The sequence below is a fragment of the Streptomyces sp. S063 genome (genome assembly GCF_002832675.1).
Taxonomy (GTDB): Bacteria; Actinomycetota; Actinomycetes; order Streptomycetales; family Streptomycetaceae; genus Streptomyces; species Streptomyces sindenensis.
Window position 1 is genome coordinate 3,921,489 of record NZ_CP021707.1, and the last position, 13,695, is coordinate 3,935,183.

The 13,695-nt window shown below is 72.0% G+C and carries 14 protein-coding genes; 6 read left to right on the forward strand and 8 right to left on the reverse strand.

Going from position 1 to position 13,695, the window contains the following annotated elements; all coding sequences use genetic code 11:
* Positions 1-73: 73 nt before the first annotated feature.
* Positions 74-322: a hypothetical protein gene (locus CCZ36_RS18005; RefSeq protein WP_069737675.1), complete on the reverse strand. Its 249-nt coding sequence runs from the start codon at positions 320-322 to the stop codon at positions 74-76.
* Positions 323-558: 236 nt separating this feature from the next.
* Between CCZ36_RS18005 and CCZ36_RS18010 the strand changes: the two genes are divergently transcribed.
* On the forward strand, positions 559-1,911 hold the full coding sequence (locus tag CCZ36_RS18010; protein WP_128818111.1) for a ParB/Srx family N-terminal domain-containing protein: 1,353 nt from the start codon (positions 559-561) through the stop codon (positions 1,909-1,911).
* 5 nt (positions 1,912-1,916) lie between these two features.
* Here the strand turns inward: CCZ36_RS18010 and CCZ36_RS18015 are convergent, their stop codons facing one another.
* The 4 genes from CCZ36_RS18015 to CCZ36_RS18030 all read right to left on the reverse strand — a co-directional run bounded on the left by CCZ36_RS18015 (position 1,917) and on the right by CCZ36_RS18030 (position 5,082).
* Positions 1,917-2,546 (reverse strand): hypothetical protein, encoded by a 630-nt coding sequence (locus tag CCZ36_RS18015; RefSeq protein ID WP_128818112.1) that lies wholly within the window; start codon positions 2,544-2,546, stop codon positions 1,917-1,919.
* Positions 2,543-3,811, reverse strand: a complete 1,269-nt coding sequence (locus CCZ36_RS18020) for an MAB_1171c family putative transporter (RefSeq protein WP_069737672.1) — start codon at positions 3,809-3,811, stop codon at positions 2,543-2,545. Before CCZ36_RS18020 ends, CCZ36_RS18015 begins: the two co-directional genes overlap by 4 nt.
* Positions 3,812-3,888: 77 nt before the next feature.
* Entirely contained in the window at positions 3,889-4,476 is a 588-nt protein-coding gene (locus tag CCZ36_RS18025; RefSeq protein WP_069737671.1) for a toxin, read from the reverse strand.
* Between the two features lie 39 nt (positions 4,477-4,515).
* A complete protein-coding gene (locus CCZ36_RS18030; RefSeq protein ID WP_237302687.1) occupies positions 4,516-5,082 on the reverse strand; it encodes a hypothetical protein in 567 nt (188 codons plus the stop codon).
* Between the two features lie 441 nt (positions 5,083-5,523).
* Between CCZ36_RS18030 and CCZ36_RS18035 the strand changes: the two genes are divergently transcribed.
* The 3 genes from CCZ36_RS18035 to CCZ36_RS18045 all read left to right on the forward strand — a co-directional run bounded on the left by CCZ36_RS18035 (position 5,524) and on the right by CCZ36_RS18045 (position 8,114).
* On the forward strand, positions 5,524-5,847 hold the full coding sequence (locus CCZ36_RS18035) for a MerR family transcriptional regulator (RefSeq protein WP_069737670.1): 324 nt from the start codon (positions 5,524-5,526) through the stop codon (positions 5,845-5,847).
* Positions 5,848-6,139: 292 nt separating this feature from the next.
* Complete coding sequence (locus CCZ36_RS18040; protein WP_006126182.1) at positions 6,140-6,343, forward strand: cold-shock protein; 204 nt, start codon at positions 6,140-6,142, stop codon at positions 6,341-6,343.
* 190 nt (positions 6,344-6,533) lie between these two features.
* On the forward strand, positions 6,534-8,114 hold the full coding sequence (locus tag CCZ36_RS18045; RefSeq protein WP_069737669.1) for a DEAD/DEAH box helicase: 1,581 nt from the start codon (positions 6,534-6,536) through the stop codon (positions 8,112-8,114).
* Positions 8,115-8,168: 54 nt separating this feature from the next.
* Here the strand turns inward: CCZ36_RS18045 and CCZ36_RS18050 are convergent, their stop codons facing one another.
* Entirely contained in the window at positions 8,169-9,257 is a 1,089-nt protein-coding gene (locus tag CCZ36_RS18050) for an acyltransferase family protein (RefSeq protein ID WP_128818113.1), read from the reverse strand.
* 177 nt (positions 9,258-9,434) lie between these two features.
* Here CCZ36_RS18050 and CCZ36_RS18055 point away from each other — a divergent pair, with 177 nt between their 5' ends.
* A complete protein-coding gene (locus CCZ36_RS18055) occupies positions 9,435-10,664 on the forward strand; it encodes a cation:proton antiporter (protein ID WP_128818114.1) in 1,230 nt (409 codons plus the stop codon).
* A 107-nt stretch (positions 10,665-10,771) separates the two neighbouring features.
* Here the strand turns inward: CCZ36_RS18055 and CCZ36_RS18060 are convergent, their stop codons facing one another.
* Both CCZ36_RS18060 and CCZ36_RS18065 read right to left on the reverse strand, forming a co-directional pair.
* A complete protein-coding gene (locus CCZ36_RS18060; RefSeq protein WP_069737666.1) occupies positions 10,772-11,227 on the reverse strand; it encodes a universal stress protein in 456 nt (151 codons plus the stop codon).
* A gap of 1 nt (position 11,228) precedes the next feature.
* The gene (locus CCZ36_RS18065) at positions 11,229-12,731 is read right to left on the reverse strand and encodes an APC family permease (RefSeq protein ID WP_069737665.1); all 1,503 of its coding nucleotides are present in this window, start codon (positions 12,729-12,731) and stop codon (positions 11,229-11,231) included.
* A 181-nt stretch (positions 12,732-12,912) separates the two neighbouring features.
* Here CCZ36_RS18065 and CCZ36_RS18070 point away from each other — a divergent pair, with 181 nt between their 5' ends.
* Positions 12,913-13,683, forward strand: coding sequence for a peptidoglycan recognition protein family protein (locus CCZ36_RS18070; protein WP_069737723.1), 771 nt, complete (start codon positions 12,913-12,915; stop codon positions 13,681-13,683).
* Positions 13,684-13,695 lie beyond the last annotated feature (12 nt).

The following is a 13,695-nucleotide window of genomic DNA, read 5'->3' on the forward strand; positions in this document are numbered from 1 at the left end:
GAGCAGGGCGATTTCCGGTCTTTCGGGCGAGCTGCCCAGGCCTTTCGGGGCGGGTCACCGAGGAAGGGCTCGCTCAGGCCGCCTCCGGGGTCTCCCGCTTCCGGCCGCGCAGCTGCCGCAGGACGAGGGCGGCCGAGGTGATCAGCGGCAGCATCCCCGCCACCGCGTCGGCGGTGTTGAGCTTGTCGTGCGTGCCCTTGGCCCGGCGGACCTGCTTGGACGCCCTGATGACCGCGAGCGCGCTGCTGCCCAGGCTCAGGGCGAGCCCGGCCTTGCTGCCGCGCAGGCCCTTGGCGGGCCTCGCGGAACGGTTCTTCGCCATCGGGGACACCTCCAGCCGGTGGGGCCCGCCCGTTCGCGGGCGCCCTCCCCGTCCACGTAACCGGGTCTCCGCCGCCCCCGCAAACGCGGGGCCGGTCCCGGAGCGCCGCCCCGCGAGCGCGGCGGGTCCCGGCGTGGCACCCCGGCGCCGCCCCGCGTTCACATCACGTCCGCACGGGGGTCGCCGGGCCTTGCGATGGTCCCCCGCGGAAGACCATTTCGCGGGAGGGGACGTTCATGAACAGAGCGCAAGCGCTGCTGCTGGCCGGGGTGCTGGCCGCGGGCACGGTCGTTGCCGGGGCGGGCACCGGGGCGGCCGCGGCCGACCCGTGCACCGGGGGCGGGCCGCTGCCGCGCCTCTGCGCGCAGCCGGGTGACCTGATCGACGTCACGCTCGGCGAACTGCGCCCCACCCAGGCGGTCCTCGGCTTCGACCAGGTCTTCTACAAGCTCGGCCGGTACGGCGGCGACCGCGACGAGGCGGCGGGCGACGCCAACAAGCGCTTCGACGACTGGTGCGAGACCAACGGCCAGGGGGAGGCGGCCTCGGCCGGTCCCGGGGCCCGGCTGGACGACCCGGCGAGCTTCTCCTGCACCGTGCCCGTCGGGCGGGAGACCGCCGAGACGGTCGCCCCGATGAAGACCGCCGTGATCGGTCCCGGCGGGAAGCCGTACCTCACCGACGGGCACCACACGCTCACGTCCTTCCTGGAGGGCCCCGACGGCTCCCCGCGGATGCGCATCCGGCTCCGCGTCACCGACAACTTCAGCGCGCTGTCCCCGGCCGCCTTCTGGCAGCGGATGACCGCCGAGAAGAAGGTGTGGCTGCGCGACGAGAACAACCGGCCCCTCGGTGTGGAGCAGCTCCCGGACCGGCTCGGCATCACGCACTTCCGTGACGACCCGTACCGCAGCCTCGTCTACTTCACCCGGAACATCGGGTACGAAGTCCCGGACGGGGCTACGGAGTTCCTGGAGTTCTCCTGGGGGGCGTGGCTGCGCGGCGAGCACGACACGGGCGCGTACGACCTGACCGCCCCGGGCCCGTACCTCGACCTGGTGAAGCGCGCCTCGAAGTCGATGGCCGCGCTCGCCCCCGACGCGGTCGTCGACGACGGGAAGACCGCCGCCCAGCTCGGCCGGATCGACGAGTGGAACGGCGGCAAGAAGGAGACGGGCGGCGAGTTCGCCAAGCTGGGCAGGCCGCTGAGCGACCCCAAGCCGGGCAAGCTCGCCGAGTCCCTCGCCTACAAGGCCCGCGTCCTGCCGCTGCCCGCCTGCACCACCACGGTCACCGGGCCGCGCAACGGACCCCTGGTCGTGACGGGCGGCGTCACCTGCCTGGAACGGGCCGCCCAGCGCGGGCCCGTCGTCGTCCGCCCGGGGGCCGCCCTCGTCGTCACCGGCTCCACGGTGGACGGCCCGGTCCACGCCGACCGGGCGACGGAGGTCCACCTGTGCGGTTCACGCTTCGGCGGGCCCGTCGTGGTGAGCCGCAGCACCGGCCCCGTACGGATCGGCGGGCCGGGCTGCACCGCCAACACCGTCGCAGGGCCCGTCGTGCTCACGGGCAACGCCGCACTCCGGTAACCCTCTCAGGCGCATACGTACGCCACCGTCGTCGCCGCCCCCAGGCCCGCGCCCGCCAGGGTCTGGGCGACGGTGTGGTAGCCGAGGGCGACCCGGGACCAGCAGACCGCCGCGGTCAGCGCGTACGCGGCGGTCCACCAGGGGGAGTGCACGACGGCGAGGAGCGAGACGGCCGCCGAGGCCACCGCCGAGTCGACCGAGATCTTCCAGACCGTGTTGACGGCCAGCAGGCCGATCGTCATCACCCACAGCGCGAGCATCGCGACGAGGATCCCGGTCGGCGCGTTCCCGAGCACCATCACCACCGAACCGGCGCCGATCGAGCCCAGGATCACGAAGAAGATCGGCGCCCGCTTCGTACGGTCCACCACATGGCGGTCGCCCCAGGTGCCGCGCCCGCGCTCCCACTCGATGTACCCCGCCGGGATCAGCCCGGCGCAGAGCGCCCCGAGGAAGCCCCAGAGCAGCCCGGTCCAGTCGCCGCCCGCCGCCGCGAGGCCGAGGCCGAGCATGCCCGCCAGCAGGACGTTGCGCGGCTGGAGGACGTCGGTGACGGTCCGGGCCGCCGATGCCGTGGCAGCGGCGTCGGCCGTGGCCGTGGCCGTGCTCGTGGTGTCGTCGGCGGTGGTGCTCATGCGGTCTTCTCCGTCGTACGGGTCGGGGCGGCCGGATCGGCCGTGGCGGCGGCGAGCACGGCGCGGGCGCGGTCCTCGTCGAGCGTGCGGTACGCGGCGGCCACCCGGACCAGCCGGGCCACCTCGCCGTCCTGGTCCGTGGCCTGCTGGGCGGCGACCGGCGAGGCGGGGCCGGCAGGGGCGCCGGAGGCCTTCGCGAGCAGGGCGGCCCCGATCCAGTACGCGTCGGTGAGGCCCTCCCGGCTCCGGGGGCCGGAGGCGGCCCGTTCGGCGGCGGCGAGCAGTCCGTCGGGGGCGTAGTGGCGCAGCTTCTCCACCGCGTCCGCGATGTCGGCGGCCCAGCGGTCCACCCGCAGGTCGGCCGGGACGTTGAACCGGGTCAGCTCGCGGGCCAGCGAGGCGGGCGGGTCGAAGGGCTGCTCCGGGAACGCAGTCATCAACTCGTACCAGAGGGCGTGCAGCCGGACCTGGGCCCGCCACAGCCTGGCCCGGCGCGCCCCGGCCGCGAACGCCGGGACGGAGGCGCCCAAGGCGAAGAAGGCGAACAGCACCAGCTGCGCGGCCTCGGTGATCCGGTCGAAGCGCAGGGCGAACGCCTCGGTCGGCTCGTCGGCCACGCTGATCCACAGGAAGAGCGTGCGGCTGACGGTGTAGCCGACGCCGATGAACATCGCGAACGTCATCATGCCGAGCCCGATGCGCAGATGGCGGCGGCGGGCGTCGAGGGTGGCCAGCGCCCACTGGAAGGCGCACACGGCGGACGCGGCCCCGAGGTAGAGGTAGAAGACGCTCATGTAGAGCGTGGCGCCCCACTCCCCGGCGTGGTCGGAGACGAAGCGGTCCGAGGGCTCGGAGCGGTCGACGACGGTGAAGAACAGGACGGTCAGCAGGATCAGCGTGGCGACGGAGGCCTTGGCCGCGAGCTTCTGGACGAGCCGCGCGAACCGTACGTGGCGGGGGACCGCGCCCTCTTCGGGGTAGCTGCCGTAGATGGCCACGATGTAGCTGAGGATGGCCAGAATTGCCACCGTGGCGGTGTAGTGCTTGATGAGGACGGCGAGGTCGGTGACGGCGCTGTTGTTGAGACCGATGCGGACCGCCTCGGTCTTCGTCCACAGGGCGATGGCGAATCCGGCGTAGCAGCCCCACAGCGCCCGGCGTCTGCGGTCCTCCTCGTCGCCCCACAGGGCAGCGGGCATTCGCCACAGGGCAACGGCCGTCATCAGGCCCGCTATGAGGTAGCCGGCGAGATCGAGGGGGGTCACGGCGGTGTTCGTCCTCGGATCGGGGTTCGGGATCGGGGGGCGGGGTGAGGCCCGCGGGCGGAGAGCGGTGGCACGTGTCAGGTGCCGTCGGACCGTCTTCGGGGGAAGAGGCCGCGCCGCCGGTGGGCCACCGGGCGGGACAGGGAGTTGTCCAGCCGCCCCACCATGTCATCGGTGGTGAGGTCCCGCGCCATCCGGGGGATCAGGGAGGCACCGAATTCGGCCATGCGTTCGTCATGGGTGTCGTACTGGGCGCGGGCCTGGACGGTGCCGCCGCCGGAGGCGAAGGACTCGGCGGCGGCCGGGGAGATCAGCCGGGCGATCAGCGAGGTGTCGAAGACCGGGAGGAGCGTGCGCAGCCGCTCCGCGTCGAGGGTCGTGCCGTGGTCGAACCACTCGTGGCACAGCTCGTGCAGGATCACGTGCTGGGTCTGGTACGCGGTCGGCCTGCGGCGGTAGAGGACGAGGCTGGTGGAGCCCGCCTTCAGGCGCAGCCCGCAGGCGGTGTTGACGCGGGCGAGACGGTCCGGCATCTCGTGCAGCCGGATCGTGCGCCCGCCGGCCTCCTCCATGTTCGCGACGAGCCCGTCCAGCGTGAAGGGAACCGGGAGGGGAAGGTCGGCGAGCCCGGCCTCGCACTCTTTCCGCAGTTTCCGCAGGGACATGACGAAGACGCTACGCTGCCGGGCCCGCGGGGCGGGGCCTCACCGCGGAATCTCTCCCACCGCTCCCGTCGCTCCGCCCGCTTCCCCGCCGCCGGGGCCGTCCTTCTCCCGGGCGGCGTCCTCCAGCAGGGACAGGGCGAACCGCAGCAGTTCCGGGGGGAGACCGTCGTCGTCCAGGCCCCGGCCGGCCACGCCGCTGATCTCCCCGGTGCGCCGCTTGGCCAGGAACTGGAGCCCGGCGACGACGTCGTCGACGACATCGGACTCCTCCTTGAAGAAGCGCCAGTCCACGCCGAACCCCAGCCCGAGGGCCTTGAGGATGTCCTCGGAGGGCTGGGTGACCTTGCCGGCCAGGATGTTGGAGAAGTAGCTGTGCGACAGCGAGCCGCCGCGGTCGCGGACCAGTTCGGCGAAGACCCGGCCCGAGATCTTCCGGCCTGGGAAGGTCTTCTCGACCATGTACTCGACCTTTTCCCGCAGCGAGTCGAGGTGGGGCAGCTCGTCCGGGCCGGGGGCGCCGACGGGTTCCGGACCGCGTTCGTCGCCGTCGTCCATGGCCATCCGGGCCTCCACGATCACCTCGGAGTCGGAACTGAGCTTGCGCAAACACTCTACGTCACTGTTAACTCGAAAAAACACGGGCAGGGGACCACGAGGGGAGTCCCTTGCCCGTGAATGAGCCCGCGCCGCCCGGACAGGGGTGTAGCCCTTCACGACGGGGGATGCGTGAAGGGCTACGCGTGCATTATGGCCCCGCGGCACTCCTGACGACAACTGACCGGTCGGTCAGTGATCGGCCGCTATCGGCCGGGGGCACGGTCGGGCATCGCCCGGTGGCCGGCCGGTGATCCGTGGAAGGGCCGCGAAGGGCAGACCCGCCCTGCCCTTCGCGGGCACCCGAATCTGTTCCGGCCGCGATAGACATGGCCTGGCGGGGCGATTAGGGTTTCTTGTGCAGTCACGTGAAACAGCGGTACGCGGCCGAGGTGCAACCCGCAGGCGTACGGCGCCCGGCTCCTCCGGGCGAGCGTGACGGAAGAGGTGCAGATGCCCCCGAAGACCCCCTCGCACGCCACCGACCGGCTCGACGACGACGATTACCCCGCTTACACGATGGGGCGGGCCGCGGAGATGATCGGTGCGACGCCGGGGTTCCTCCGGGCGATCGGCGAGGCCCGTCTGATCACCCCGCTGCGGTCCGAGGGCGGCCATCGCCGCTACTCCCGCTACCAGTTGCGCATCGCCGCCCGCGCCCGCGAGCTGGTCGACGGCGGCACGCCCGTCGAGGCGGCCTGCCGCATCGTCATCCTGGAGGACCAGCTGGAGGAGGCCCTGCGCCTCAACGAGGAGCTGCGCGGCCACTCCGGATGAATATCTGCATTCGGCAGCACAGAATTTCGCGCAATGTGCGATGAGGCTTTTTATGTTCCCGTACGGCCGGTTATATGAGGCACTACCTCTCCCTGGATATCGTGCTAGTGTTGATCTCAGTTGCAGTTGTGGTTCCCAAAAAACTTCAAGTGCTCCTGCCGACCGGATGTCGGCGGGCGCACTTTTGTCTTTCCGGTGTTCTTGTGTTCTTCCGGACGGGGTAATCATCGCGGCGACGTGGGGTCCGCACAGTGTGGACCCGCGGGCTCTGCCCCTAAGAAGGAGATATGACATGGCTACTGGCACCGTGAAGTGGTTCAACTCGGAAAAGGGCTTCGGCTTCATCGAGCAGGACGGCGGCGGCGCCGACGTCTTCGCCCACTACAGCAACATCGCCTCCAGCGGCTTCCGTGAGCTGCAGGAAGGCCAGAAGGTGAGCTTCGACGTCACGCAGGGCCAGAAGGGCCCGCAGGCCGAGAACATCGTCCCCGCCTGATCACTCGGGCAGCACGGCGCAGCTGGGGCCCGCACCATGGGTGCGGGCCCCGGCTCGTTGTCGTTTCCGGGCCCCGCGCCCTGTTTTCTTTTGTCATTTCATCGGCTCGTTCTTGCGATTCCGGGCGCCGTTCACGGTCGCTTCCCGAAAAAGAATCCCTCGATACGTGCCCATCGAGGAAAGGTTCTGCATGAATCGCGAACGCACCCCCCGCTCGAACGACCGGTTCTCCCGGACGCGTTCCGGCGGCGCCCCCCGCTTCTCCGGCGGTGGCGGCGGTGAGCGCCGCGCCGCGGGCTTCGGCGGCGGCCCCCGCCGGTCCGGTGGCTCGGGCGGATCCGGCCGGTCCGGTGGCTACGGCCGTCGTTCCGCCTCCGGCGCCAAGGGCGAGTTCGCCCTGCCGGTGACGCTGACCCCGGCCCTCCCCGCCGTCGAGACCTTCGGCGAGCTGGAGATGCCCGCACCCCTGAAAGAGGCGCTGGCCGCCGAGGGCGTGACCGTGCCCTTCCCGATCCAGGCGGCCACCCTGCCGAACTCGCTGGCCGGCCGGGACGTCCTGGGCCGCGGCCGCACCGGATCCGGCAAGACCCTCGCGTTCGGCCTCGCGCTGCTGGCCCGCACGGCCGGCCGCCGCGCCGACGCCAAGCGCCCGCTCGCCCTGGTCCTCGTCCCCACCCGGGAGCTGGCCCAGCAGGTCACCGACGCGCTCACCCCGTACGCCCGGTCGCTGAGGCTGCGCCTCGCCACCGTGGTCGGCGGCATGTCCATCGGCCGTCAGGCGAGCGCGCTGCGCGGCGGGGCCGAGGTCGTCGTCGCCACGCCCGGCCGCCTCAAGGACCTCATCGAGCGCGGCGACTGCAAGCTGGACCGGGTCACCGTCACGGTGCTCGACGAGGCCGACCAGATGGCCGACATGGGCTTCATGCCGCAGGTCACCGAGCTGCTCGACCAGGTGAACCCGGACGGGCAGCGGATGCTCTTCTCGGCCACCCTGGACCGCAACGTCGACCTGCTGGTGCGTACGTACCTGAAGGACCCGGTCGTGCACTCCGTCGACCCGGCCGCCGGCGCGGTCACGACGATGGAGCACCACGTGCTGTACGTCCAGGGCACCGACAAGTACGCCACCACGACGGAGATCGCGGCCCGCGACGGCCGCGTGATCATGTTCCTGGACACCAAGCACGCGGTGGACAAGCTCACCGACCACCTGCTGCACAGCGGGGTCCGGGCGGCGGCGCTGCACGGCGGCAAGTCCCAGCCGCAGCGCACCCGCACCCTGGACCGGTTCAAGACCGGGCACGTCACGGTCCTGGTCGCCACCAACGTCGCGGCGCGCGGCATCCACGTCGACAACCTCGACCTGGTCGTCAACGTGGACCCGCCGACCGACCACAAGGACTACCTGCACCGCGGTGGCCGTACCGCCCGGGCGGGGGAGTCCGGCAGTGTCGTCACCCTGGTGCTGCCGAACCAGCGCCGGGAGATGACCCGGCTGATGGCGGACGCCGGGATCACCCCGCAGGTGACCCAGGTCCGCTCCGGCGAGGCCGAGCTGAGCCGGATCACGGGTGCGCAGACGCCCTCCGGCGTCCCGGTCGTCGTCACCGCCCCGCCCAAGGAGCGCTCCGGCCGTGGTGGCGGCGGCGCGTTCATGGGGCGCGGCACCCGGCGCGCCGGCGGGGCCCCGGCCCGGCGCGGCCGCCCCGGAGTGCCGACGCCCGAGGAGCGGGCGGCCGCGGCGCAGCGCCGGAAGAACCGCGCCGCCTGATCCGTACCGCCGGATCACTGAAACCCTTGCCCGCCCCCGGCCGCTCGGTGCGTCTCAGGACGCCCGGGCGGCCGGTGGTTTCTGCCGGGCCCACGCCATACGCGGTTCCAGCAGCGGGCGCAGCAGCCGCCGGACCGGGGGTGTGCAGAGCAGGGTGATGACGGCGATCGCGCCCAGGGTGACCGTGACCGTGCCCAGCGTGGTGGCGAAGAACGGGTCGTCGTAGAAGCCGCCGTACTTCAGGCCCCGGACGACGAAGCCGTGGAGCAGATACCCGTACAGCGTGCAGGTGCCGAGTGCGGTCATCCAGCTTCTGCCCTTGGGCACCCAGGCGAGGAAGCAGGCGCCCAGCACGATCGCGGCCCCGAACAGCAGCACGGTGACGGTCGGTCCGGTCCACTCGGCCATGTCCAGCCGGTCGGTGCTGCTCTTGCGGTAGAACCACCCGGTGGATGTCCGGGGCACCAGCCAGTACGCCACGAGCAGCCCGACGGCGAACACCGGCACCGACACGATCCGCACCCAGGTGGAGCGCAGCAGCTGGAAGTGTTCCGGGCGCAGCCGCAGGCCGAGTACGTAGAACGGCAGGAACTGGAGGATGCGCTGGATCTGGAGAGACCCGTCGGCGGCCGGTGACAGCGTCGCGAGGGCGGCGATCGCCAGGGAGACCAGCACCGGGAAGCGCACGGACTGCCAGAGGGGGGTGGACAGCCGCCAGAGGAACAGGGCGGGCAGGAACCACAGCAGCCAGTAGGGCGACAGCAGCGAGAGCGCGTGGTCCGGCCGGTTCGCCGCCCGCTCGAAGAGCGTGTAGAGCGCCTCGAACAGGAGGTAGGGCACCAGGAGGCTGGTGACCAGCTTCCACACCCGGTCCGGCCGCAGCTCGAAGTTCCGCGAGAAGTAGCCCGCTATGAGGATGAACACGGGCATGTGGAACGTGTAGACGAAGGTGTACGCGGTTTCCACGAGGCGGCCCGACGGCAGCGGCTCCCACGCGTGTCCGATCGCGACCAGCACGATCGCCAGGTACTTCGCGTTGTCGAAGAAGTGGTCCCGGCCGTCGGAAGGCGGCTTTCCGGTCTCCGGGGCGCCGGCAGCGGCGGTGGGACGCGGCTGCTCGGAGGTGAGGGGCAGCTGAGGCATCCTGACACCCTAGAACGCGGAGAGGTTCCCTCCGCCCACTGTGCCTTGTCTCACTTCAGGGTGGTCCGTGCTGCGGCCGCCCGGCTCGGGTGCGTGCTTCACCGGTGCGGGGGCCCGGGCCCGGGCAGAGGGTGTCATAACAGGTGATTTACGGGCTCTCCTTGCTATACACGAGCGATGGAGCACCCGGGCACCCTCGTTCTGATCATGGCCCTGGCGGTTCTCGCCCCGCTGCTCGGCTATGCGACCGGGCGGTGGCTGCCGGTTCCCGTCGTCATCTTCGAGATCGTGCTCGGGATCCTGGTCGGGCCCGATGTGCTCGGCTGGGCCCATCACGACCAGGTCATCGACACCCTGTCCGACCTCGGGCTCTCGATGCTGATCTTCCTGGCGGGGTACGAGATCCGGTTCGCCGAGGTCCGCGGCGACACGTTGCGCCGGGCCGGCGGGGCCTGGGTGCTGGCGTTCGCCGCCGGGCTCGGTGTCGCGCTGCTGCTGAGCGGGGCGGACCTGGCGAAGAGCCTCGTCATCGGCACCGCGCTGACCAGTACCGCGCTGGGCGCCGTGCTGCCGATCCTGCGGGACTCGGGGCGGCTGGAGGGGCGGTTCGGGTCGGTGGTGATGGCGTTCGGGTCGGTGGGGGAGTTCGGGCCGATCATCGCGATGGCCCTGCTGTTCAGCGGGCGCAGCCCGGGGGCGGCGAGCGCGGTGCTGGCCGTGTTCGCGGTCGTCACGGCGGGCGCGGTGTTCTGGGCGTTGCGGCCCCGGCCGCCGTGGTTCGCCCGCATCGTCGCCGTGACCCTGCATTCCAGCGGCCAGTTCGCCGTGCGCTTCGTGATGCTGCTGCTGGCCGGGATGCTGGGGCTCGCCCACGTCTTCGGCCTGGACACTTTGCTGGGCGCGTTCGCGGCGGGGATGCTGACCCGGCTCGTCCTCCAGGGGTCGGTGCCCGAGCGCAGCGACGCGGTCCTGGAGCGGGTCGAGGCGATGGGCTTCGGCTTCCTCGTGCCGTTCTTCTACATCGTCACGGGCATCGACTTCGACCTCGCGGCGCTCCTGGACGGTGGCCGCCCGCTGGTGCTCCTGCCGGCCTTCCTGCTGCTGTTCCTGCTGGTGCGGGGGGTTCCGGCGTATCTGCTGGCCCCGCGCGACCTGTCCGGGCGCCCCTCGCGGGCCGCGCTCGGGCTCTTCTCGTCCACCTGTCTGCCGCTGGTGGTCGCGATCACCGCGATCGGCCTGGACGAGAAGGTGATCGGGGCGGGGGAGGCCGCCGCCCTGGTCGCTGCCGCCATGGTGTCGGTGCTGGTCTTCCCGTTGCTGGCGTTCCGGCTGCTGCGCGGGGAGGAGGGCGGGAGCGGGGGCGGGGCCGTTCCGGGGCGTGCGGCGGAGAGCGGGGAGGCGTGGTGACCGGCTCGCCCGTGTCCGCGGCTGTTCCGGGCCCGGCGGCCGCCCGGGTCCGCGGCTGTTCCGGGCCCAGTGGCCGCCCACGTCCGCGGCTGCTCCCGTACGGCCGACTAAGGCTGTGGCTGCGGCTGTGACTGTTCCGGGCCCTCCTCCTCCGTCGGTACGCACAGCACCGGGACCGTCGACATGTGCAGCAGCTTGTGCGGCGTCGAACCCAGCAGGGCCCCGCGCATCGGGCTCTCGCCCCAGGTGCCGACCACGATGACCCGGGCCCCGTGCCGTTCGGCGGCGTCCAGCAGGGCCTGTGCGGGCTTCTCGTCCAGCACCTCCACCGAGGCCGGTACGCCCGCCTCCTCGGCGGACGTGAGCGCGTGCTCCAGGCCGGTGCGCCCGGCCTGCCGGATCGCGTCGTAGTGGCTGCGGTACTCCGCGCCGTCGCGCAGCCCGGGGGCGGCGGCTCCGTAGACCATCACCAGCTCCTCCCCGTACGCGGCCGCCACCTCGATGGCGATGCGCAGGGCGCGGGCGGCGCCGGGGGATTCGTCGTAACCGAGGACGACCGACATCTCACGGGCCCTTCCGGGTCGGGGCGTGTACCAGGTCCGGGTCCGCGACCCCCGGCCGCTCCTGCCAGAACGCCGCGTCGCGCAGCCGCCGGACCACCATGAGGACCACGCCGGCCAGGGCGATCGCGATGCCGATGACGAGCGGCGGGCCGAGCCCGAACCAGGAGGTGCCGCTGTAGGAGTTGGCCGGGTCGGACATGTCGATGACCGAGCGCACCAGCAGCCAGGTCAGCAGTCCGGCTCCGACCACCGGGCCGAGCCCGATGAGCAGGAAGTTGCGCAGGCTCTCGGTGAGATGGCGCCGGTAGTAGACGGCGCAGGCCACCCCGGTGAGCGCGTAGTAGAAGGCGATCAGCAGGGAGAGCGCGGTCAGCGAGTCGAAGAGGGCGTTGGCGGAGATCTGGTTGACGATCAGATACCAGGCGATGGCGATCCCGGCGACCCACCACGTACTCACGTCCGGGGTGCGGAACCGGGGGCTGATGTGCCCGAAGTGCCGCGGCAGCGCCTGGCGGCGGGCCATGGACAGGGCGGTCCGGGACGCCGGGATGATCGTCGTCTGGGTGGAGGCGATCGCGGAGGTGGCCACCGCCAGCAGCAGGATCCAGTCCCAGCCGCCCAGGACGTCCCCGGCGAGCTGGGCGAAGACGAACTCCTCCTCGCCCGCGTTCTCCGCCAGGAACGCCGTCCCGGCGAAGGCGACGACCGCGACGGCGACCGACAGGTAGGTCACCAGGAGCACGACGGTGGACCACAGGCCCGCCTTGCCGGGGGCGCTGGCGGAGTCCTCGGTCTCCTCGGTGAGGTTGACCGCGGACTCCCAGCCCCAGTAGATGAACACCCCGAGCAGCAGCCCGCCGGTCAGCGCGGCACCACCCGCGCCGAACGGGTCGAGCCAGCCGATGGACGGTTCGATCGAGTCGAAGCCGGTCGTGCCCGCGTACACCCGGTAGAGCGCCACCGCGACGAAGACCAGCAGGAACGCGATCTGGAGGAGGATCAGCACGTTCTGCACCTTGGCGGAGAGCTCGGTGCCGATGACGCAGAGCCCGGTCATGACGATGATCAGCAGCACGGTCAGGGCCTGGCGTGCGAAGTCGTTCTCGACCCAGCCGTCCAGACCCACCGCCAGCAGGGTGAAGCTCACCGCCACATCGGCCAGCGAGCCCACCACCAGGACACCGGTCATGGTGATCGCCCAGCCGCCCAGCCAGCCCGCCCAGGGGCCCATCGCCCGGGTCACCCAGGAGAACGTCGTACCGCAGTCCTGGTCGACCTTGTTCAGGTAGTAGAACGCGGAGGCGATCAGCAGCATCGGCACGAACGAGGCGAACATGACGCCCGGGGCGTAGATCCCCACCAGGGCGACGATCGGGCCGATGACGGCGGCCAGCGAGTACGCCGGAGAGGTCGCGTTCAGACCGATGACAAGGGCGTCGACGAACCCGATCGCATTCGGCTTGAGGCCGACATCCGGTTCGTCCCGCACACGGTCGTGGGCCATGGTTCCTCGCTCCGCCGGGCACCCCCGCCGGGAGCGGGCGATGAGCCGGATCTCATCGTAAGAAAAGCCGATGAAACGCGCATTTCCGCACGGAACGCCCGGGCTGTGGGGGCCCGGGGCCCTGTCACCCGAACGGCCCGCTCCTCTGCGAACCCGGAGGCCGGGGCGCAGGGTGGAGTCCATGTGGTCCCGCCGACTCGTCCTGGGCGTTCTGGTCCTGCCCCTGGCCCTCCTGGTGTTCGGGGACGGGCCGGCGTTCCGCGCGCCGGGGGCGGAGCTGGCCACCGGGCCCCGCCCGCCGCGCGGCCTCCCGCAGCCGGCCATGGTCAGCCGCCGGGACTGGCACGCGGACGAGAAGCTGGTCCGGGAGGGCCCGCACTACACGGGCGCGGCGCGGGCGGTCTTCGTCCACCACACCGGAAACCCCAACGACTACGACTGCGCGGACGCCCCCGGGCTGATCCGGGCCGTCCAGCGCGACCACATCCGGCAGGACGGCTGGGACGACATCGGCTACAACTTCCTCGTCGACCGCTGCGGCACCATCTACGAGGGCCGGGCCGGGGGCGTCGGCCGCTCGGTGCTCGGCGCGCACACCAAGGGGTTCAACGCCGACACGGTCGGCATCGCGGCGATCGGGAACTTCGGCCCGGGGGCGGAGGTGCCGAAGCCGATGATGGACGCGCTGGTGAGGCTCGCCGCGTGGAAGCTGCGGCCCGGGGCGGATCCGCTGGGCGGGGTCGACCTGGTCTCGACGAACGACGAGAGCCGCTTCGACGAGGGCCAGGTGGCCCACCTGCACGTCATCTCCGGGCACCGCGACAGCTTCGAGACCCGCTGCCCGGGCGACGCGCTCTACGCGCTGCTGCCCGAACTGCGGGAGCGCGCCGCGAAGCTGCGCGCCACCGTCCCCGGCCACTCGGCGGCGGCCCGGCTGCGCCCGTCGCTCTGACCCTCGTGCGGC

Bases quoted from the DNA above. Each gene is read 5' to 3' on its own strand.
- CCZ36_RS18065 (WP_069737665.1), bottom strand. From the start codon at position 12,731: ATGGCCCACGACCGTGTGCGGGACGAACCGGATGTCGGCCTCAAGCCG.
- CCZ36_RS18055 (WP_128818114.1), top strand. From the start codon at position 9,435: ATGGAGCACCCGGGCACCCTCGTTCTGATCATGGCCCTGGCGGTTCTC.
- CCZ36_RS18040 (WP_006126182.1), top strand. From the start codon at position 6,140: ATGGCTACTGGCACCGTGAAGTGGTTCAACTCGGAAAAGGGCTTCGGC.
- CCZ36_RS18005 (WP_069737675.1), bottom strand. From the start codon at position 322: ATGGCGAAGAACCGTTCCGCGAGGCCCGCCAAGGGCCTGCGCGGCAGC.
- CCZ36_RS18060 (WP_069737666.1), bottom strand. From the start codon at position 11,227: ATGTCGGTCGTCCTCGGTTACGACGAATCCCCCGGCGCCGCCCGCGCC.
- CCZ36_RS18035 (WP_069737670.1), top strand. From the start codon at position 5,524: ATGCCCCCGAAGACCCCCTCGCACGCCACCGACCGGCTCGACGACGAC.
- CCZ36_RS18015 (WP_128818112.1), bottom strand. From the start codon at position 2,546: ATGAGCACCACCGCCGACGACACCACGAGCACGGCCACGGCCACGGCC.
- CCZ36_RS18045 (WP_069737669.1), top strand. From the start codon at position 6,534: ATGAATCGCGAACGCACCCCCCGCTCGAACGACCGGTTCTCCCGGACG.
- CCZ36_RS18010 (WP_128818111.1), top strand. From the start codon at position 559: ATGAACAGAGCGCAAGCGCTGCTGCTGGCCGGGGTGCTGGCCGCGGGC.
- CCZ36_RS18025 (WP_069737671.1), bottom strand. From the start codon at position 4,476: ATGTCCCTGCGGAAACTGCGGAAAGAGTGCGAGGCCGGGCTCGCCGAC.
- CCZ36_RS18070 (WP_069737723.1), top strand. From the start codon at position 12,913: ATGTGGTCCCGCCGACTCGTCCTGGGCGTTCTGGTCCTGCCCCTGGCC.
- CCZ36_RS18050 (WP_128818113.1), bottom strand. From the start codon at position 9,257: ATGCCTCAGCTGCCCCTCACCTCCGAGCAGCCGCGTCCCACCGCCGCT.